Here is an 18,616-nt window from a genome sequence, read left to right on the forward strand (position 1 = left end):
ATGTTGACATAATAGCTTTAATATTTAGCATATGTTATAATAATCCACATGGGATAGTTGATGTTTCGGTTTTTCCTCTTCGGAGGAGGTGGTGCTGTGAGTACATTTCAAGTCTTATCTTTAATGATAAGCTTTGGCTTACTTATAGTAGCCATTATTTCATGTACTAAAATGAAATAAGCCGACTCACGTTAGTAAGCCGGCTTTCTTTCAAACACGTCAGTATATGAGGAAAGCCGAGCCACTACGCGTCAACTATCCCTTTATGTATCTAATTATAACATAGATTAATTAAAAATCAATTACCTTTAGTGTTCTATTGAGAATTACCAAAAATTCTCAACTATAAATAATTGAAGAAAAGCAACAGGATAGCGGTTGCTCCCCTGTTGCTCCCTATGATATACGGTTTGCGTTGCTCCCAACGCTGGAACCCTTAATTTCAGTGGTGCGCCAAGCAGGATTCGAACTTGCGACACACGGCTTAGAAGGCCGTTGCTCTATCCAACTGAGCTATTGGCGCATAAACTATATTAACAACGAAAGAAATTATACTATAAAAAAAATCCTTTGTCAAATTTATTTAAAATGATGTGAGTTTATAGTCATGGTGAATACTTAAATTTTCAATGATATTCATGTGTTTAGTACTTTTTTTATAGTATTGGTAAAATTTACTAAAACTTCACTTGAGTTGGCAAATGTTTTTATACATAATTTATCGTCATTAATAAGACTGGCACCGCCGTCAATTTCTGTAGCCTCAGTAATAAGTTGTCTAATTTTTTCCAGCAGTTTTTTACTATTAGCAAAATTAAAAATAAGTAATGTGGCTAAATGTGTATAGCCTTCGTAAAAGCCAAAAGAAACTAACTTTTGCTGCATGGGAAGGTAGCGGGTATTTTCAAAATAGCAGAGATTTTCGTCTTCGTAAATTTTTATTGAGGATATATATTTCCTATAAAGGAACCTTTCATGGTGCGCAGTTCTTCCACTGCTTAGTATTTCACTGAAAAACAGCTTGGCAGTATTATTGGCGAGATGAATAACGGTACTATCAACAAAAGCGGATTGAGCGAAGGGAATAGTTGGCTGTGGCATATAAAAAAGACGTGTATCATTAGCCATAGTAATTTCTATGTTGCGTGTGCCCTCGGCATCGGCTAGCATTTTATGAATTTTTTCATAAGATTGTGATGTTAATTCTACATCGGCACCTTTTTCTAAACAGATATTTATCTTTTGTTGGTCTCCAGCCATAATTCCTGCTGAAGCACTTAGAATCATAAAGCGTGCGCTTGTTGCCGAGGTAAATGGCTTCATTATCTTGAAAGGAGCTGTAAAATAGACATCATCAAGAACAGTTGTTTTTCGTCGGTAGCAAAATCTTAGGATTAGGTCTGAAGTTTTACCATAAGCATTGTTATTTTCCTGCTTAAGCATCTTCTAATAGTACCTCATGTTTTATCCAGGCTATGATTTCATCAGTGCCCTTATTTTCACGAATATTGGTAAATAAAAATGGTTTTTTGCCGCGCATTTTCTTGGCATCCCGTTCCATTATGGTGAGGTTAGCACCAACGTATGGTGCTAGGTCAATTTTATTGATAATTAAGAGATCAGAGCGCATAATGCCTGGCCCACCTTTACGCGGAATTTTATCACCTTCAGCCACGTCAATGACAAAGATTGTTTTGTCGGCAAGCTCTGGGCTAAATGTAGCGGACAAATTATCACCGCCGCTTTCAATAAAGAAAATTTCCACATCAGGGAATTTATTTTCCATTTCTTCAATAGCTTCAAGATTCATGGATGCATCTTCACGGATTGCCGTATGCGGGCAACCACCCGTTTCTACGCCAATGACACGTTCTTTTTCCATTACAGAATTCTTAATTAGAAATTCTGCATCTTCCTGTGTGTAAATATCATTAGTAATAACACAGATGCTGTATTTGTCGGCCAATCTGCGTGTTAGTGCTTCTATCAGGGCTGTCTTGCCGGAACCAACAGGGCCGGCTACACCAATTTTTACATAACTCATAAAATTTATATTCCTTTCCTATGACATATACAGCCGAGAGTATAATGTTTCATGCTGCATTGACCTAATGTCAAATCCTGGTGTTGATAAACAAAAATCATCTATTGATAAAGAGGCGAGCTTATCCAGTAATTGGGGGAAATGGGTACTGCAATTACGCAATATTTGCTGGCCTGCGGTTTGGCTGAGGGGGATGCTTTTTACACAAGTGTTTATCAGTCCTGCTGTTTGTGCGTATATATAGTGAAGCAGGCAGTCTGGCAGTGCAACACCGGCTGCTGAACAGAAAACACCATAGGCAGCCGGATGTATATGTGAACAAGGCTGGCAAACATATTTCTCAAAAATATCGTCAATTGATGTTAACGGGAGTGAACGTATTGTTTTTATAAATCTGGAGGCCAATTTGATTGTGGCTTGGCGAAGTTCGGAGGAGGCCTTTGCGGCTAGAAATGTTCTTTCTAGAGCGGAAATGCTTGCTAAATCATGCTTTTGTGTATGATTATAGGATAGCTTGACAGTTAACAGTTCACTATATAAAAAATTTGTTGATATATATTGCAGTAACCATTCCTGCGCGCTTGCGGCATCTTTTATTAATTCATGTTGTATATAGGTTTCGAGCCCATAGGAATGGACATAGGCACCGATGGGGAAAAGTACATCATTTATTTGCAGTAATAAAAATTTTTTGGCGATATCATTCATGTGCGACTGCATTTGTATACGATCCTTTCATATGGACATGAGAGTGATTGTGTCCAGCTGAAGCACATATCCGCCAGCGATTATCAAGCTGCACATTTTCAATGTTAAAGGAAAGATTTAATTTTTGCAGTAATTGTTCAAAGGGACGATCATAGGGGATAATAAATTTTTCGGTTTCCGGCATGTAATAAAATGGTGCATGGCGGTTGCCTGTTTCATAACACAAAGTAATGAGCTTAATTTTGTTATCACATGATAAAACTAGGCATTTACTGGGAACGATGTCGACCACAATAATATCATTTTCAACTACAGCTAAAACATCACCTTGCCATAACCCGCGATTTTGGTCTTGGGGTGACAAACGTATGGCTACGTCCCGGCCTTTTTGACTTGTCAGGCGATGTAGTTTATTTTTGCTGTCATACCATTCGATATTTACTCTATCTATAGAATTATTTTTGAATTGGGGATCATTGCTATTTCCTATTATATGTTCTATCAGCATTGGATGTTCATTCCTTCTCAAAACAGATTGTATAATTGCGCTAATGCTAATTCTTTTGCCGGTTTGCTGACTAAATGGACACCGTCAACATGTACAGCATACGTTTCTGGATCAACATCAATATGTGGTGTAGCATTGTTAAGAACCATGTCTTTTTTACTGATTGCTCGACAGTTGTGTACGGGAAGGACAGTTTTTTCTAGTTTTAGTTTTTCTTGGATGCCATTTTTCCATGCTGCTTTAGAAACAAAAGTTAGGCAGCTGGTATATTTCGCTTTGCCGTCCGCACCAAACATATGACGATAAAAAACTGGCTGGGGTGTAGGAATTGATGCATTGGGATCGCCCATCTTTGCTGCGGCAATCATACCACCTTTTATGATCATTTCTGGACGTACACCAAAAAAGGCAGGATGCCAAATAACAAGATCGGCAAATTTACCTTTTGTTATAGATCCTACATAGTCAGCAATCCCCTGCATTATTGCAGGATTGATCGTATATTTGGCTATATAGCGGCGAATACGGAAATTGTCATTTTCTCCTTTTTCTTCTGGCAAGCGGCCGCGTTCTTTTTTCATTTTATCAGCAGTCTGCCAAGTGCGGGTGATTACTTCACCGACACGTCCCATTGCCTGCGAATCAGAACTCATCATGCTGAAAACACCCATATCATGTAAAACATCTTCCGCGGCAATAGTTTCTGGCCGTATTCGTGAATCGGCAAAAGCGACATCTTCTGGTATGCGGCTGTCAAGATGATGGCAGACCATCAGCATGTCAAGATGTTCGTCAATGGTGTTGACAGTAAAAGGCATCATGGGGTTGGTGGAAGAAGGCAGGATGTTAGGAAATCCCGCGGCTTTAATAATATCTGGGGCATGACCGCCGCCCGCTCCTTCTGTGTGATAGGTATGAATCGTTCTGCCAGCGATAGCTTTAAGCGTATCTTCAACGCATCCGGCTTCGTTGAGGGTGTCTGTATGGATAGCCGTTTGTACATCGTATTTATCTGAAACTTGTAGACAGGCATCAATTACTGCTGGTGTTGCGCCCCAATCTTCATGGATTTTTAGGCCTAAAGCACCGGCTAATATCTGTTCTTCTAATGGTCGTGTATTGGAACAGTTACCTTTGCCTAAAAAACCAAGATTCATTGGATATTCGTCAGCTGCGCGCAGCATTTGCGCAAGATTCCATGGCCCCGGAGTACAAGTGGTGGCATTAGTTCCGTCGGCTGGACCTGTTCCGCCGCCGATCATTGTAGTGATACCGCTATAAAGGGCTGTATCTATCTGCTGCGGACTAATAAAATGAATGTGTGAGTCGATTCCACCAGCAGTAACAATCATACCTTCGGCGGCTATGGCTTCAGTCGAGGCACCGATGGTCATACCCGGAGTTACTTTATCCATAATATCCGGATTACCGGCTTTACCGATACCGGCAATTTTACCATCTTTGATTCCTATATCAGCTTTAAATATACCATATGCATCGACAATCAAGGCATTGGTTATAACAAGGTCGAGATCGCCGTCACTACTGAGCGTATTTACTGATTGTCCCATGCCGTCACGTAGTGTTTTGCCACCGCCAAACTTTGCTTCATCACCATAATAGGTATAATCTTTTTCTACCTCCAGAAAAAGGTCTGTATCAGCTAGGCGTACTTTATCACCCGTTGTCGGGCCGAACATCATTGCATATTCGGATGCGGTCATTTTACGGCTCATAGTTCTGTTCCTTTCTGTATGAAATCAGCGTTGGCAGCTTTTTCTATGGCCAGACGTTGAGTGTCTTCATTGATGTGGCCACATGTTAAGGCATTAAAACCAAAGACCCGCTGCTTACCACCCATAGTGGTTAATTGTACAGTTTTCTTCTCCCCCGGTTCAAAACGTACGGATGTTCCGGAAGGAATATCAAGCCTCATACCAAAAGCTTGGCTTCTATTAAACAGTAGACAACGATTTACTTCAAAAAAGTGAAAATGGGAGCCTACTTGTACCGGTCGGTCACCTGTATTACTGACAGCTAGTGTTTTGGTAGGACGGTTGCTATTTATTTCTATATCTCTATCAGCAGGTATGATTTCCCCTGGAATTACCATTTTTTATGTCCCCCTTATTGAATTGGATTGTGTACTGTTACTAATTTTGTTCCGTCGGGAAAGGTCGCTTCTATCTGTACTTCATGGATCATAGAAGGAACCTCTTCCATAACATCATCACAAGTCAATATTTTACGGCCAGCCCGCATTAGTTCTGTCACCGTTTGGCCATCTCTGGCTAACTCCAGTAATTCCCTGCTGATATAGGCGATAGCTTCTACATAATTTAGCTTGATACCACGTTCTTTACGTTGCTTGGCCACCGTTCCGGCATAATGTAGTAATAATTTCTCCATATCTTTAGGCGCTAAATGCACAATATTTTTCCTCCCCGTATTTAAATGGCGATCTTGCTCTTAATATCTTCTTGGTCCATACTGCTGACAAGACCCTGGGCAACAATATTTCCTTTATCCATAACATAATATTCATCAGCAATATTGAGGATGAACTCTAGATATTGTTCTACAATTAAAATAGTATATCCTTCCTTTTTTAATTGTAAGATAACCCTGCCGATATCCTGGATAATAGATGGTTGGATTCCTTCTGTTGGTTCGTCCAGCAATAATAGCTTGGGGTGGGCGACGAGCGCCCTTGCGATAGCAAGCTGTTGCTGCTGGCCACCGCTGAGATTGCCTCCTTTGCGGGTAAGCATTTCTTTTAATATGGGAAATAATTCATAAATTTCAGGAGAAATATTACCATTTCCGTTATTTACTTCTAAGCCAAGCTGTAGGTTTTCTTCTACGGTCATCTGTGGGAAAATATCTCTGCCTTGTGGGACATAGCCGATACCTGCACGTGCACGGAAATAAGTCGGTTTATTGATCAGTTCTTTATTTTGGAAGAGGATACTGCCGCTTGGAGTGCGGACAAGCCCCATAATGCTTTTTAAAAAAGTGCTTTTGCCTACACCGTTTCTTCCTAAAAGACATACGATATGTCCTTCTTGTACTTTAAGGTTAATATCTTTTAAAATGATGCTTTCACCATAATAGGCTTGTAATTTATCAACATTAAGCACAGTTTCCACCCCCACGTCCTAAATAGACATCAATTACTTTAGGATTGTTTTGTACTTGACTGACGCTGCCTTCGTCTAAAATACGTCCCTCATGCATTACCGTTACCTTACTGGCATAGTCCCGTACAAATTCCATATCATGTTCAACGACAATCACAGTACAATGATGGGCAATGCTTTTCAAAAGTTCGCCCGTTTTTATTGTTTCTTTGCGTCCCATGCCGGCTACAGGTTCATCAAGTAAGATGAGCTGTAAATCCTGCACCAAGAGCATAGCTATTTCAAGCCATTGTTTTTGCCCATGGGAGAGATCAGCAGCTTTCTTGTCACAGTAATCTTTTAGATCTACTAAATCTAATATATCATCAATTTTTTCTTTTTGTGCTTTAGTTATAGGCTGGAAAAGTGATGCCATGATACTGCGGTCATTGACAACTGACACCTCCATATTTTCGTAAACGGACAGGCTCGTAAATACAGAAGGTACCTGAAACTTGCGGCCAATACCGATATTGACCAGCTTATGTTCAGGATAGTGCATGATGTTTTTGTCGCCATCGAAAATTATAGAACCCTGCTGTGGACGTATACGTCCACAAATAGCATCGAGTAAAGTCGTTTTACCGGCACCGTTTGGACCTATGAAAAAGCGTATTTCACCTTTTTCCACTTTTGTAGTAACTCCATTTAATGCGCGGAATCCATCAAAAGATATTATCAGATTATTTATTTCTAAAATTGTTCCCATAATATACCTCAATTCACAGATGAAGCTTTTTCTGTTGCTTTCCTTTTTTTAATAGGGCATGTTATTTTACTGGCGTATTTTTTGACTAAACCTACAAGGCCTTCAGGCATAAATATGACCACTATAACGAAAGTTAAACCCAAAAAATATGACCATACTTCAGGAAAAGATTCACTGATACCACTTTTTAGACCATTGACGAGAATTGCACCAATAACAGCACCGATTAAAGTCCCTCTGCCACCGATAGCTACCCATATTACCATTTCGATAGAGGGAATAATACCCATTTCCGCGGGTGAAATAATACCGACTTGGGGAACAAAAATCGCACCAGCTATTCCGGCGATAACAGCAGAAGAAACGTAGACGAAGATTTTATAAACCGCAGGATCATAACCAGAAAAACGCACCCTGTTTTCTCCGTCACGAATTGCTACCAAAATTTTGCCGAGACGATGTTTGACTAAAAAATGGCAGTATAAATAAACTAAAACCAAAAGAAATATAGCAGCATAATATAAAATATATTTGGTATTATCGGTTGCTAACGGCATGCCGAACATTGTGCGAAAACCGGTAAGACCGTTGGTGCCACCGGTATAGGCTTGCTGGCCAATAAAAAATACTACAAAAATAAGCGATAAGGCTTGCGATAAAATGGAGAAGTATACACCGCGAATACGGTTGCGAAATGTAAGGTAGCCGATGATAAATGCCAAGAGGGCAGGGACGAGAACAATTAAGGCAAGCGATAACGGATTGCTAAAGGGAGCCCAGACAGTAGGCAAATTTTCCAGCCCGCTCCATGACATGAAATCAGGTAATTTACCATGGGCTGCTTCCATTTTTAAATACATGCCCATTGCATAAGCACCAAGACCAAAAAATACACCGTGCCCTAGGCTTAAAATCCCTGTATAGCCCCAGATTAAATCAATACCAATCGCCAAGATAGCATAGGCAATAAACTTACCTAAAAGGTTTATCCTAAATACAGATAAGAACAATGGGGCTATTAAAAGTAATAATACGATAATTAAAAAGGTCTGACTCGATGGTGTTTTGAAAAAGTTTTTTGTAGTCAATTGTGCGGCCCCCTTTCTATTCATCCAATGAACGACTGTGGATTGTAAACAATCCTTTGGGACGCCATTGTAAAAATAAAATAACTAAAGTGAATACCAGAACCTTGCCTAATGTTGCATCTGTTAGAAATTCCAATGTAGTATTACCAGTACCAATTAGAAATCCACCGGCAATAGTTCCCCACAAACTACCAACTCCGCCAAGTACGACAACCATAAAAGTATCTACAATATAATTGGTGCCGAGCGTCGGACCTATTGAACCAAGCAATGTCAGGGCGCATCCTGCAATGCCTGCTAAACCGGAGCCGAAGGCAAAGGTATAGGCATCTATTCTGCGTGTATTTATACCCAGACTGGCTGCCATAGCACGATTTTGCATAACTGCCCGTATTTTCCTGCCATAATTACTGCGATACATTAGATAATATATTACCACCATGCAAGCAATGACCATCAGCATAATAAAAAGACGCTTGTAAGGCAATTGTAAACCTGGATGCACTAAAAATGCACCATTCAACCAGTCAGGGCTTTTAACATCTACATTTGGTGCACCAAAAATGCTGCGGGCCAATTGCTGTAATATAAGGCTTACACCCCATGTAGCCAATAAACTGTCTAAAGACCTTCCGTATAAGTGGCGGATAACTAATCTTTCCAATATCCAGCCTAATACACCAGCCAATAGAAAAGATGCAGGGATAGCTGCGAAAAAGTAAAAATTAAAGAATGAAGCAGGTAAATATTGACTGAAAAAATTTTGTACCATATAAGCGGCATAAGCACCAATCATTATAAACTCACCATGTGCCATATTAATTATTTTCATAAGACCGAAGGTGATTGCCAACCCCAATGCAGCCAGCATGAAAATTGAACTTACACTAATACCGTTAAAAATCTGAAGTAGATAAGTATCCATAGTATTTACTGCGGCCTCCTTTTGTTAATAAAAATAAAGCGGTATGTTTTTAAATACCGCTTTATTTTATTATTCAATTAATCAACTAATTAGCAAGTCCTTTTGCCCAATCATATGTTTTTAAGAATGGATCGGGGCGTATGGGATCTGGTGTGCTCCAAACTTCTTTAATCATTCCATCTGGTTGGACTTCACCAATACGGACTTTTTTCCAAAGGTGTTGATTTTCTCCTTCTATTTTTACAGTTCCTTCTGGTGCTTTAAATTCTAAGTCTTTTGCTGCTTCTTTTACCTTGTCAACATCAGTTGAACCAGCTTTTTCTACAGCTGCAGCCCATAAGTACACTGCGTCATATGCTGCTTCTATGGGATCATCTGTTACACGGTCTTGTCCATAACGAGCTTTATAATTGGTAACGAAGTCTTTATTTTCAGGTGTATCAGTTGTTTGGTAATAGTTCCAGGAAACGAGCTGTCCTGCCATGTTTTCTGCGCCAATACCGCGGACTTCTTCTTCAGCAATGCTGACTGAACAGGTAATGAGATCTTTTTCCGTTATTCCTGCATCCTTGAGCTGCTTAAAGAAAGCTACATTACTGTCACCGTTAAGTGTATTAAATACTACATCAGGTTTTTCTTCTTTGATCTTGTTGATGATTGTACTATAATCTGTATGACCCATTGGCGTATATTCTTCCCCTACGACCTGACCGCCTTCTGCTTGAAGTTCAGCTTTGATTATCTTATTAGCAGTACGCGGGAATACATAATCGGAACCGATCAAAAAGAATTTTTTGCCTTTGTTTTTTAGCAGCCAATCAACTGCTGGGACAATCTGTTGGTTCGGGGCGGCACCTGTGTAAAAAATGTTTGGTGATGATTCCATCCCTTCGTATTGTACAGGGTACCATAAGAGTCCATTGTTACTTTCAACTACAGGCAATACTGCTTTGCGGCTGGCTGAGGTCCAACAACCAAAAATAGTTGCTACCTTATCCTGCTGTAAGAGTTTTTTTGCTTTTTCAGCAAAAACTGCTGGATCTGAAGCGCCATCTTCAGTAACAGGCTCTATTTTTTTACCTAAAACACCGCCTTTGGCATTGATTTCATCAATAGCCATCATTTCTGCATCTTTTACAGAAACTTCACTTATTGCCATTGTACCGCTTAGTGAATGGAGGATACCAACTTTGATCGCATCCTTGGAATCGGTTCCTGTGTCACTAGATTGTGATACCTGCGAATTGCCGCAACCACTTAAAAGAGCTGATGAAACAAAAAGAGCTGTCATTGTTATAGTCGCACTTTTTTTCATTTTGGAGAAAAAATTGATTTTCATATGATTCCATTCCTTCCTTGTAACAGCAAAAATAAAAAAACGCTGTGGTACGTATATGCATACATACCACAGCGTCGTTGCTGTTTGCTATATTGTTTTTAAGACAATATCAGTTTAACAATTTTTGCTATCAGAAAAAACCATATAAAAAAGATATTTTCCAGTAAAAAAACGATAATTATCAATTCCTTTGTAAAAGTACTTATTTTTTATCATTAATATTTCTTTTATATTCACCAGGTGTCATTTTAGTATAAAGCTTAAACAGGCGGCGAAAATAATCGGGACTTGCATAACCTAAACGGTCGCTGATTTCATAATTTTTATATTTACCAGTACGTAATAAGTATTTTGCATGTTCCATTTTTATTTTAGTTAAGTATTCATTAAAATTTTCACCCACCTTTTGTTTGAAATATTTTCCGGCATAATCACGGCTTATTGAAAATTCTTGGGCGATACTGTCTAAAGTGATATTGTCTTCAATGTGGTCAAGGATAAAGCGATATATTTTAGTGGCGATACTATTCTTGTTCATTTCATATTTTTCGGCTATTTCTTCTTGCAGATACTTTTCACTTGTAAAATAGTCACGCACACGTTGTAAAAGTAATTGAAGCTCTTTGTCTACAGGCGGTTTTGTCATATAATCAAATATGCCTAGGCGTATGCCTTGCTGGGCATATTCAAAGTTATTGTAAGTGCTTAAGATAATAATACAACTGCGGATTTTTTTTTGACGCAACTCTTGCAGAAAGGAAATTCCGTCCATGCCGGGCATTCGTATATCAGTTATAATAAGGTCTACCTTTTGGTGGGTTAAAAATTGCAAAGCCTCTTTTCCATCAGCTGCTTCTCCTGCTATACAAAACCCATATGCCTGCCAGTTAAAGCGTTTCAGTATATATCTTTCAGCACGATCATCATCTACCAGTAATACCTGATACATATTATCGCTCTCCATTTTTTCCTATTTCCTTAGATAATAAAATTGCTGCCGCGGGAAAGTCATAGGTATTTACTTTCTGCCATAAGCGTTTGTAAAAATTTTCGCCGAAAAAACTACGTAGGGAATCTCGCATTTTGCGGCAGGTTTCTTTCGCTGTAAAATCACCACTTTGCAGCATTAAAAGAAAATTACGTATATCATCTTTAGATGCATGTGGGGGTGTTATAGCTGCTGGCTCCTTAGTCACATTTTCTGTAAGATACTGTTGGATTGCTTGCATCGATTCATTGAATGTACGGCTAAAATCGGTACCGAGCTTTTCCGCGTTTACTTTGTCTAACGCGGCAGAGTAGGATAATATTGCTGCATATAATCCATTTGCCCCAATATTACCAGATGCTCCCTTTAGTTCATGCAAAAGGTTGGCTGCCTTTTGATATTCTTTATGGCGGACATAATATTTGATTTTGCGCTCATCCTTTATATGGTTATCATAAAAGAGGGTGAGAATTTTTATATATGTGGCTTTTTTCCCTTTTAATTTTTTAATAATACTTTGTGGATCGAAAAAAACCGCTGATTTTGGTACGGGAGACTGTATATTTTTTATAGAAATTTTTAAGACCTTGGCTAGTATTTTTAATAGTTTATCTAGTTGCAGTGGTTTTTCCAGATAACCTGCCATCCCTGCTGCGAGGACTTTCTCCTGTACATCGCCGAGAACATCCGCAGATAAGGCCACAATAGGCGTGTCCGTATTTTGCGAATCCTTTTGCAGGTGTGCCGCCGTTTCATAACCATCCATTATAGGCATGCGGATATCCATTAGAATAAGAGCATATTTGTTTTTCTTAGCTGCTGCAAGAGCCTTTTTACCACTATTGGCAGTAGTGACACTAAAGCCAAATCCCGAAAGTATTTCCTCAGTCATATGCAGGTTAACTTCATTATCTTCAACCAAAAGGAGTTTCATTCCGTGAAAATTTATATTTGTAGAAAGTGGTTTTTCCTGCACGATAGTTTTGTCTGTGCGTTGCACGGGAAAAGAAAAAATAAATGTTGAACCGTGGCCAGGTTCGCTATTTACTTCAATTTTTCCCTTCATCAACAAAGCAATTTGCTGACTGATAGCTAGACCGAGGCCTGTACCACCGAAACGGCGGGAAGTTGAAATGTCCGCTTGTGTAAATGCTTCAAATAAATGCGTCTGCGCTTCTTTGGCAATACCTATACTGCTATCTGTAATGGACATCTCCAGCCATTCTTGCTCCTTTTGCAGTTTTTCCACGACTTTAAGGTTAATAAAGCCCTTTTCTGTAAATTTTACTGCGTTGGATAATAGATTTAAGGTAACTCTTTTTAAACGAAAAGCATCACCACAAATAATATCTGGAACAGATTCACCGATTTCTAAAGAAAAAACCAATCCTTTCTTTTTGGCTTCAACATCAATCATTGTGTATAGTTCTTTTAATACCTGCCGAAAACTAAAAGGAGCTGATTCCAGCTCTATTTTTCCTGATTCAATTTTAGAGAAATCAAGAATTTCATTGACAATAGCCAATAAATTTTTAGCGGCCAGACCGATGTTATTTGTATAAGTTAATATTTTTGTTGTAGGGCGCTGCTGCTCCAACATGTAATGATAGCCGATAATTGTATTTAAAGGTGTCCGTATTTCGTGGCTCATATTTGCCAGAAATTCACTTTTAGCTGCGTTTGCCTTTTCTGCTTCTTCTTTCGCAAGAATCATGCGCTTTTCTGTTTCCTGGCGCCGTTTTAATTCTTGTTGGAAGGAAATATACAATGTATTAAAGGTGTCTGCTAAAATACGCAGTTCTTTGGTACCTTCTGCCTTTAAAGAAAAATGACGCTGGAATGAAAATCCTTCTAACTTTTTTGTATAATGTTGGATGGGATGGGTTATATACAGCATGAAAATACGCATTAAAACTAGAATTTCGGCAATGATTAGACATGCCAGAATGACTTGTAAAACAAAAGCATGATAAAGATTTTGCCGGGCATGCAGCAATTCATTTTCCAAACGATTGTTCATATTCTGTTGGAAAGCGGCAATTGGTTTCATAATATGTTCTTTGCTGGTATCATAGTTATCGTCGAACATGATTTCAACAGCTTTGGCTTTTTTGGCATTGTCTGATAATGCGGCATCGCTCTCTGTTAATTTTTTAGTTGCTACTGGTGGTGGCATTAATTCCTCTGGTACATGTTCTGATTCTAATACCAATCGCATGGAACGGCGTTCGGTTTCTACCAGTTCATCAGAATATTTTTTCGCCTCTTCCAGTAACAATAATTCATTTTCTGGCGCGTTCGCTTCCTGCATTTTTTCGATAACGTAATCCCGTGTTTTGGTCTTTTCAATTTCCTGCCAATAATTTTCCATATGTGAACGGTCACCGGTAACTGCATATTTACGGCCTTCCGCTGTTAAATAGTCAGATGCTTCTGCCAGTGATTCTCCCAGTTGCTGGAACATTATACGATGTTCTTCGGCTGTTTTTTCCGCATTAATGTTTATTTTCATATATATACTGCTAATGGCTAACAAAGCTGTAATCATGAAAAAACTGATTGCCATGAATAGGCGCAGCTTTGATTGCGTCATAACAAAATTTCTTTTCATAGATATATCCTCACTGCAAATTGTACAAAAAAAGCCTGACCAAATATGTGGTCAGGCACCATTGCCAAAATCTATGTCCATATTATAAGCCAATTGCCTTAAAATGACAAATGTATTATTTTTTTATACCATTGCAGAAAAAAATGAATATGTTAAAATGATATCTAAAAATATAGAAGAAAAGGTGTTTTTTATGGCCGTTCCTTATGAGAAACAAATCCTCATAGTAGATGATTCGCCGGAAAGTATCGAATTGGTAAGCAGTATTTTGAAACGGTCTGATTTTACTATCCGGGTTGCTAAAAGTGCTAATTCTGCTTTACAATTATTGCAATTCCGGTTGCCACACATTATTTTGCTTGATGTTACTATGCCGGAAATGGATGGTTTTGATTTTTGTAGATTATTGAAAAATGATTCTAAATATAAAAAAATACCTATTATTTTTTTGACAGCCAGTAATGATGAAGAAAGTATAAAAAAAGCATTTGAGTTGGGCGCACAGGACTATGTTACAAAGCCATTTAAACCAGCGGAATTAATCGCACGAGTTAATACGCAGTTGAAACTGGCACAGCGAACAGAAGAATTGGAAAATGCATACAAAAATCTTGATAGCTTTTGTTATTCTGTTGCGCATGACCTTAAAGCACCATTACTTTCTATAAAGCGTTTAATTGATTTCTTACTGCATGATTGTGCTGCAAAATTCACTATAGATGAAAGGGAACTTGCTGCAAATATACAAGAAAAATCACATGAAGTAACAGATATTATCGATCATTTATTAGAGTTTTCACATGCAGGCAGTAAAGAGATACATATGCATAAAATTGATCCGCGGCCGGTTTTTTTGACAACATATAATGAATTGCGGGCATTGGAACCGTCCAGAAAAATCTGTTTTCATATAGAGGAGTTACCTTGTATATATGCGGATCCAATTCTTTTTAAACTTTTGTGCCAAAACATTTTGTCTAATGCTTTAAAATATACGAGGAAAAAAGAACACGCCATCATTAAAATTAGTTGTCAGCAAACAGAAGATTATCTTGTCTTTTCTGTTAAAGATAACGGTGCAGGTTTTGATATGCGTTATGTAAATCGTCTGTTCCATGTATTTGAACGGCTTCATTCAGAAAGTGAATTTGAAGGTACTGGTGTCGGCCTTGCCATCTGCCAACGCATTTTGCAAAGGCAGGGAGGAAAGGCTTGGATGACAGGGCAGCTTGAAAAGGGCGCGACTTTCTTTTTTTCTTTACCATGCATAGAAAATTTTGCAGATGATACTATCGATAATAATATATAAGATAACCATACAAAAAGGCTCCCTGCTATTATCTGTGCAGGGAGCCTTTTAATAATGTAATTTACAAGTTTTATTCAGCAATACCAGGATGTGTCATTTGTGCAGGAGAAAGGATATGTTCCAATTTTTCTTTTGGTAAGAGACCTTTTTTCAGCACTATTTCACGGATAGGCGCACCTGTAGCATATGCTTCCTTGGCAAGCATGGACGCATTTTCGTAACCAATATGTGGTAAAAGCGCAGTGACAATACCAACGCTTCCATCTAACCACTTCTGGCATTGTTTGCTGTTTGGCTGCAAATCGATAAGCAGTTTTTCCACAAATGTATTGACAGCGTTTGTCAGATAATTAATGGAGTTGAAGATGTTAAAAGAAATTACTGGTTCCATTACATTGAGTTCAAACTGGCCGTTTTCAACACCGAGAGAAACAGCTAAATCATTAGCTATAACTTGGTAGCAGGTCTGGTCAAGTACTTCTGCAATAACAGGGTTTACTTTTCCTGGCATGATGGAAGAGCCTGGTTGACGAGGCGGTAATTTGAGTTCATTGATGCCACAGCGCGGGCCGGAAGCCATGAGCCGGAAATCATTGGCCATCTTGATGAGAACAAGGGCGGTGACTTTTAATGAGGCTGACACATCGGCAAAACCATCAGTGTTATTTGTCGCGTCAATGAGATTGTCCGCAGTTTTGAAAGTTTCACCAGTAACAGTAGAAAGTGTTTTGGCTACAGCTTTAATATATGCAGGTTCGGCATTAAGGCCAGTACCTACGGCAGTAGCACCCATGTTTACTGTATGGATAGAATCTACAGCTGTTTTAATGCGTTCAATACCACGGCGTACAGCAGAAGCATATGATCCCATTTCCTGTCCAAGCGCAATAGGTACAGCATCTTGTAAATGGGTACGGCCCATCTTTAAGATGTTTTTGTATTCTTCCGCTTTTTTATCTAATTCACTGGCAAGGCGTTCTAGTGCAGTGATAAGTTTCTTGCTTTTATAACTTATACATACTTTGACTGAAGTAGGGAATGAATCATTTGTTGATTGCGCCATATTGGCATGGTTATTAGGAGAAATAATATCATAGCTGCCTTTTTTTTCACCGAGTATTTCCAGCGCACGATTGACAAGCACTTCATTGACATTCATGTTTACAGAAGTACCAGCACCACCTTGTATTGGATCAACTGGGAATTGGTCAAGCATCTTGCCTGCAATTATTTCATCAGCAGCTTGTATTAAAGCATCACCTATTTTTTTATCTAATCGACCGGTAGACATATTGGCTAAAGCGGCCGCTTTTTTTACTTTGGCAAAGGACTGAACAAAATCGGGATCAATGGTCTGTCCTGTAATATGAAAATTTTCTTTGGCACGAAGTGTCTGTACTCCATAATATACGTCATCTGGTACATTTAATTCGCCAAGAAAATCGCGTTCTTTTCTCATAATAGTACACCTTTCCTTTTTGTATAAAATGTTTTGTTAATTAGAAAATATAACTGGATAAACTTAGAATATATACTTATGATATATACTGTATATTGTATACAACATCTTTACTCCTTCATTATACATCATTTGGATGAAAATTGATATACTTTCAAATGAATTTTTAGAAAAAACCAATCAACTTCATCCACGGTAATCCGATGAGTAACCAAACAACAATATGCATTGTTGAAATGAGAAAACCTATTTTCCACCATTGTCCTTGGCTCATATAATTGGCACCAAAGAATATGGGTGTAACTCCACAACCATAGTGTGTGAGGAAGGAACAACTGTTGGCTAGAACACCTAAGATGATAAGCACACCGAGTGCCGGTGCTCCGGCAGTGATAAGGACTGCTGAGAAAGTACCGAATAAAGCCATTACGTGTGCACTGTTACTGGCTAATCCATAGTGGGCATAAACATAGACGATGGATAATACAATGAGCATTATTAACCATGAGGTGTCACCAAGACTGCTGCCTACTGCATTAGCAAAGTAATCCATCAAACCTAGCTTAGAAAGATAAGCAGCCATGTTAACCAGGACACCCATCCAGATTAAAACATCCCAAGCACCTTTTTGGTGCAGCACATCATCCCAATCGATTATGTGCGCTATGAGCATAGCACTGAGCCCGAGCAGGGCAACAAATGCAGAGTCAATGCCATGTATAGGACTTGTAGCCCATAAGAGCAAAGCACAGAGAAAGATACCACAGAGTAGTTTTTCTTTACCTGACATTGGACCCATTTCAACTAATTTTTTGGCAGATAGCTCTCTAGCTTTAGGCGTTGATTTGAGTTCTGGATTTATTATTTTATATAGGAGCCAAGGGGTTATTATAGACAATATAATTCCTGGCACGATACAGGCGATAAACCAGTCTGTCCAGGTTATGGTTATACCAAACAATGTTTTTGACAGAGAAGCGGCAAGTGCGTTGTTGGAAGCGCCTGTGAGAAAAATACAAGCTGAAGTAATGACCGCGCAGTACGAACTGAAAATGAAAAAGGACGCTGTACGATGATTTGTTTTTTCATTGGGGTTGGCACCAATTGCTGAACAAATACTGTTTACTATGGGGAAGATAATGCCGCCGCCTCTGGCTGTGTTGGAAGGTGTAAAGGGTGCTATAATGAAATCAGCGGTACTTATTACATAAGCTACGCGCAGTGAACTGGTACCAAACTTAGCAAGAAGAAGATAGGCAATACGTTTGCCAAGTCCTGTTTTGATAAAGCCTTCGGCAAACATAAAAGCGGAAACTATAAGCCAGATAGTAGTATTGCTGAAGCCAGCGAGTGCTTCTTCTGCCTTTAGTACTTGCAGGATGACAAGTGCGGTACAGGCAATAATGGATATTGCACCTATTGGCAGTGGATGTAAAATGAAACCGACAATAGTAGCGGCAAAAATCGCTAAAAGATGCCATGCCTGTGGACTAATACCGGCTGGTACAGGCAAGAACCAGATTATCACACCGACAATGATGCAGAAAATACCTTGCCAAAGTTTAGATCGTAAGGATTTTTCATTGTTCATTTTTTAAATCTCCTTTTGTAATTTTTTAGAGAATAATGTAAGCTAACATAATATTGCGAATTATGCTTAAACCATTCATAAATTTTAATATAATATATCGATATACTTATATTATTTTGTCCTTGTATTATATATACAATTGTGTCTACAGGATTCGA

Annotated in this window: 18 protein-coding genes and 1 tRNA gene; 2 read left to right on the top strand and 17 right to left on the bottom strand. The window is 38.8% G+C overall.

Features of this window, described 5'->3' with window-relative positions:
* Positions 1–60: 60 nt before the first annotated feature.
* Entirely contained in the window at positions 61–180 is a 120-nt protein-coding gene (locus EDC37_RS12690) for a putative holin-like toxin (protein WP_407947288.1), read from the top strand.
* Positions 181–446: 266 nt separating this feature from the next.
* Here the strand turns inward: EDC37_RS12690 and EDC37_RS09945 are convergent.
* The 15 genes from EDC37_RS09945 to EDC37_RS10015 all read right to left on the bottom strand — a co-directional run bounded on the left by EDC37_RS09945 (position 447) and on the right by EDC37_RS10015 (position 14,099).
* Positions 447–523, bottom strand: a tRNA-Arg gene (locus EDC37_RS09945).
* Between the two features lie 113 nt (positions 524–636).
* Positions 637–1,443, bottom strand: coding sequence for an urease accessory protein UreD (locus tag EDC37_RS09950; protein ID WP_132550903.1), 807 nt, complete (start codon positions 1,441–1,443; stop codon positions 637–639).
* Positions 1,436–2,044: an urease accessory protein UreG gene (gene ureG, locus EDC37_RS09955; RefSeq protein WP_132550905.1), complete on the bottom strand. Its 609-nt coding sequence runs from the start codon at positions 2,042–2,044 to the stop codon at positions 1,436–1,438. Before ureG ends, EDC37_RS09950 begins: the two co-directional genes overlap by 8 nt.
* Positions 2,045–2,062: 18 nt before the next feature.
* On the bottom strand, positions 2,063–2,764 hold the full coding sequence (locus EDC37_RS09960) for an urease accessory protein UreF (RefSeq protein ID WP_132550907.1): 702 nt from the start codon (positions 2,762–2,764) through the stop codon (positions 2,063–2,065).
* Entirely contained in the window at positions 2,745–3,260 is a 516-nt protein-coding gene (locus EDC37_RS09965; RefSeq protein WP_132550909.1) for an urease accessory protein UreE, read from the bottom strand. Before EDC37_RS09965 ends, EDC37_RS09960 begins: the two co-directional genes overlap by 20 nt.
* Positions 3,261–3,277: 17 nt before the next feature.
* Complete coding sequence (gene ureB, locus EDC37_RS09970; protein ID WP_132550911.1) at positions 3,278–4,996, bottom strand: urease subunit beta; 1,719 nt, start codon at positions 4,994–4,996, stop codon at positions 3,278–3,280.
* Positions 4,993–5,373 carry an urease subunit beta gene (gene ureB / locus EDC37_RS09975; protein WP_132550913.1) on the bottom strand — a complete coding sequence of 127 codons (381 nt, stop codon included), beginning with the start codon at positions 5,371–5,373 and terminating at the stop codon, positions 4,993–4,995. The genes ureB (EDC37_RS09970) and ureB (EDC37_RS09975) overlap by 4 nt, the downstream gene beginning before the upstream one ends.
* A gap of 14 nt (positions 5,374–5,387) precedes the next feature.
* Positions 5,388–5,690, bottom strand: coding sequence for an urease subunit gamma (gene ureA, locus EDC37_RS09980; protein WP_132550915.1), 303 nt, complete (start codon positions 5,688–5,690; stop codon positions 5,388–5,390).
* A gap of 20 nt (positions 5,691–5,710) precedes the next feature.
* On the bottom strand, positions 5,711–6,400 hold the full coding sequence (urtE, locus tag EDC37_RS09985; protein WP_132550917.1) for an urea ABC transporter ATP-binding subunit UrtE: 690 nt from the start codon (positions 6,398–6,400) through the stop codon (positions 5,711–5,713).
* Entirely contained in the window at positions 6,393–7,148 is a 756-nt protein-coding gene (gene urtD / locus EDC37_RS09990; protein ID WP_132550919.1) for an urea ABC transporter ATP-binding protein UrtD, read from the bottom strand. Before urtD ends, urtE begins: the two co-directional genes overlap by 8 nt.
* 8 nt (positions 7,149–7,156) lie before the next feature.
* A complete protein-coding gene (gene urtC / locus EDC37_RS09995; RefSeq protein WP_231040117.1) occupies positions 7,157–8,236 on the bottom strand; it encodes an urea ABC transporter permease subunit UrtC in 1,080 nt (359 codons plus the stop codon).
* Between the two features lie 16 nt (positions 8,237–8,252).
* On the bottom strand, positions 8,253–9,161 hold the full coding sequence (gene urtB, locus EDC37_RS10000; RefSeq protein ID WP_132550923.1) for an urea ABC transporter permease subunit UrtB: 909 nt from the start codon (positions 9,159–9,161) through the stop codon (positions 8,253–8,255).
* A gap of 85 nt (positions 9,162–9,246) precedes the next feature.
* Complete coding sequence (urtA, locus tag EDC37_RS10005; RefSeq protein WP_231040118.1) at positions 9,247–10,500, bottom strand: urea ABC transporter substrate-binding protein; 1,254 nt, start codon at positions 10,498–10,500, stop codon at positions 9,247–9,249.
* 202 nt (positions 10,501–10,702) lie between these two features.
* Positions 10,703–11,449 (bottom strand): response regulator transcription factor, encoded by a 747-nt coding sequence (locus tag EDC37_RS10010; RefSeq protein ID WP_132550925.1) that lies wholly within the window; start codon positions 11,447–11,449, stop codon positions 10,703–10,705.
* A 1-nt stretch (position 11,450) separates the two neighbouring features.
* Positions 11,451–14,099 carry a hybrid sensor histidine kinase/response regulator gene (locus EDC37_RS10015; protein WP_132550927.1) on the bottom strand — a complete coding sequence of 883 codons (2,649 nt, stop codon included), beginning with the start codon at positions 14,097–14,099 and terminating at the stop codon, positions 11,451–11,453.
* Between the two features lie 157 nt (positions 14,100–14,256).
* On the opposite strand from EDC37_RS10015, the gene EDC37_RS10020 reads away from it, so the two are divergent.
* Complete coding sequence (locus EDC37_RS10020; RefSeq protein ID WP_196589931.1) at positions 14,257–15,408, top strand: response regulator; 1,152 nt, start codon at positions 14,257–14,259, stop codon at positions 15,406–15,408.
* Between the two features lie 70 nt (positions 15,409–15,478).
* On the opposite strand, the gene EDC37_RS10025 is transcribed toward EDC37_RS10020, so the two are convergent.
* Both EDC37_RS10025 and EDC37_RS10030 read right to left on the bottom strand, forming a co-directional pair.
* On the bottom strand, positions 15,479–16,867 hold the full coding sequence (locus EDC37_RS10025; RefSeq protein ID WP_132550929.1) for an aspartate ammonia-lyase: 1,389 nt from the start codon (positions 16,865–16,867) through the stop codon (positions 15,479–15,481).
* Between the two features lie 166 nt (positions 16,868–17,033).
* Positions 17,034–18,458, bottom strand: a complete 1,425-nt coding sequence (locus EDC37_RS10030; protein ID WP_132550931.1) for a DASS family sodium-coupled anion symporter — start codon at positions 18,456–18,458, stop codon at positions 17,034–17,036.
* Positions 18,459–18,616 lie beyond the last annotated feature (158 nt).

Source organism: Pectinatus cerevisiiphilus, from assembly GCF_004341685.1.
Taxonomy (GTDB): domain Bacteria; phylum Bacillota; class Negativicutes; order Selenomonadales; family Selenomonadaceae; genus Pectinatus; species Pectinatus cerevisiiphilus.

Bases quoted from the DNA above. Each gene is read 5' to 3' on its own strand.
- EDC37_RS12690 (WP_407947288.1), top strand. From the start codon at position 61: ATGTTTCGGTTTTTCCTCTTCGGAGGAGGTGGTGCTGTGAGTACATTT.
- EDC37_RS09950 (WP_132550903.1), bottom strand. From the start codon at position 1,443: ATGCTTAAGCAGGAAAATAACAATGCTTATGGTAAAACTTCAGACCTA.
- ureG (WP_132550905.1), bottom strand. From the start codon at position 2,044: ATGAGTTATGTAAAAATTGGTGTAGCCGGCCCTGTTGGTTCCGGCAAG.
- EDC37_RS09960 (WP_132550907.1), bottom strand. From the start codon at position 2,764: ATGCAGTCGCACATGAATGATATCGCCAAAAAATTTTTATTACTGCAA.
- EDC37_RS09965 (WP_132550909.1), bottom strand. From the start codon at position 3,260: ATGCTGATAGAACATATAATAGGAAATAGCAATGATCCCCAATTCAAA.
- ureB (WP_132550911.1), bottom strand. From the start codon at position 4,996: ATGAGCCGTAAAATGACCGCATCCGAATATGCAATGATGTTCGGCCCG.
- ureB (WP_132550913.1), bottom strand. From the start codon at position 5,373: ATGGTAATTCCAGGGGAAATCATACCTGCTGATAGAGATATAGAAATA.
- urtD (WP_132550919.1), bottom strand. From the start codon at position 7,148: ATGGGAACAATTTTAGAAATAAATAATCTGATAATATCTTTTGATGGA.
- urtB (WP_132550923.1), bottom strand. From the start codon at position 9,161: ATGGATACTTATCTACTTCAGATTTTTAACGGTATTAGTGTAAGTTCA.
- urtA (WP_231040118.1), bottom strand. From the start codon at position 10,500: ATGAAAATCAATTTTTTCTCCAAAATGAAAAAAAGTGCGACTATAACA.
- EDC37_RS10010 (WP_132550925.1), bottom strand. From the start codon at position 11,449: ATGTATCAGGTATTACTGGTAGATGATGATCGTGCTGAAAGATATATA.
- EDC37_RS10015 (WP_132550927.1), bottom strand. From the start codon at position 14,099: ATGAAAAGAAATTTTGTTATGACGCAATCAAAGCTGCGCCTATTCATG.
- EDC37_RS10020 (WP_196589931.1), top strand. From the start codon at position 14,257: ATGATATCTAAAAATATAGAAGAAAAGGTGTTTTTTATGGCCGTTCCT.
- EDC37_RS10025 (WP_132550929.1), bottom strand. From the start codon at position 16,867: ATGAGAAAAGAACGCGATTTTCTTGGCGAATTAAATGTACCAGATGAC.
- EDC37_RS10030 (WP_132550931.1), bottom strand. From the start codon at position 18,458: ATGAACAATGAAAAATCCTTACGATCTAAACTTTGGCAAGGTATTTTC.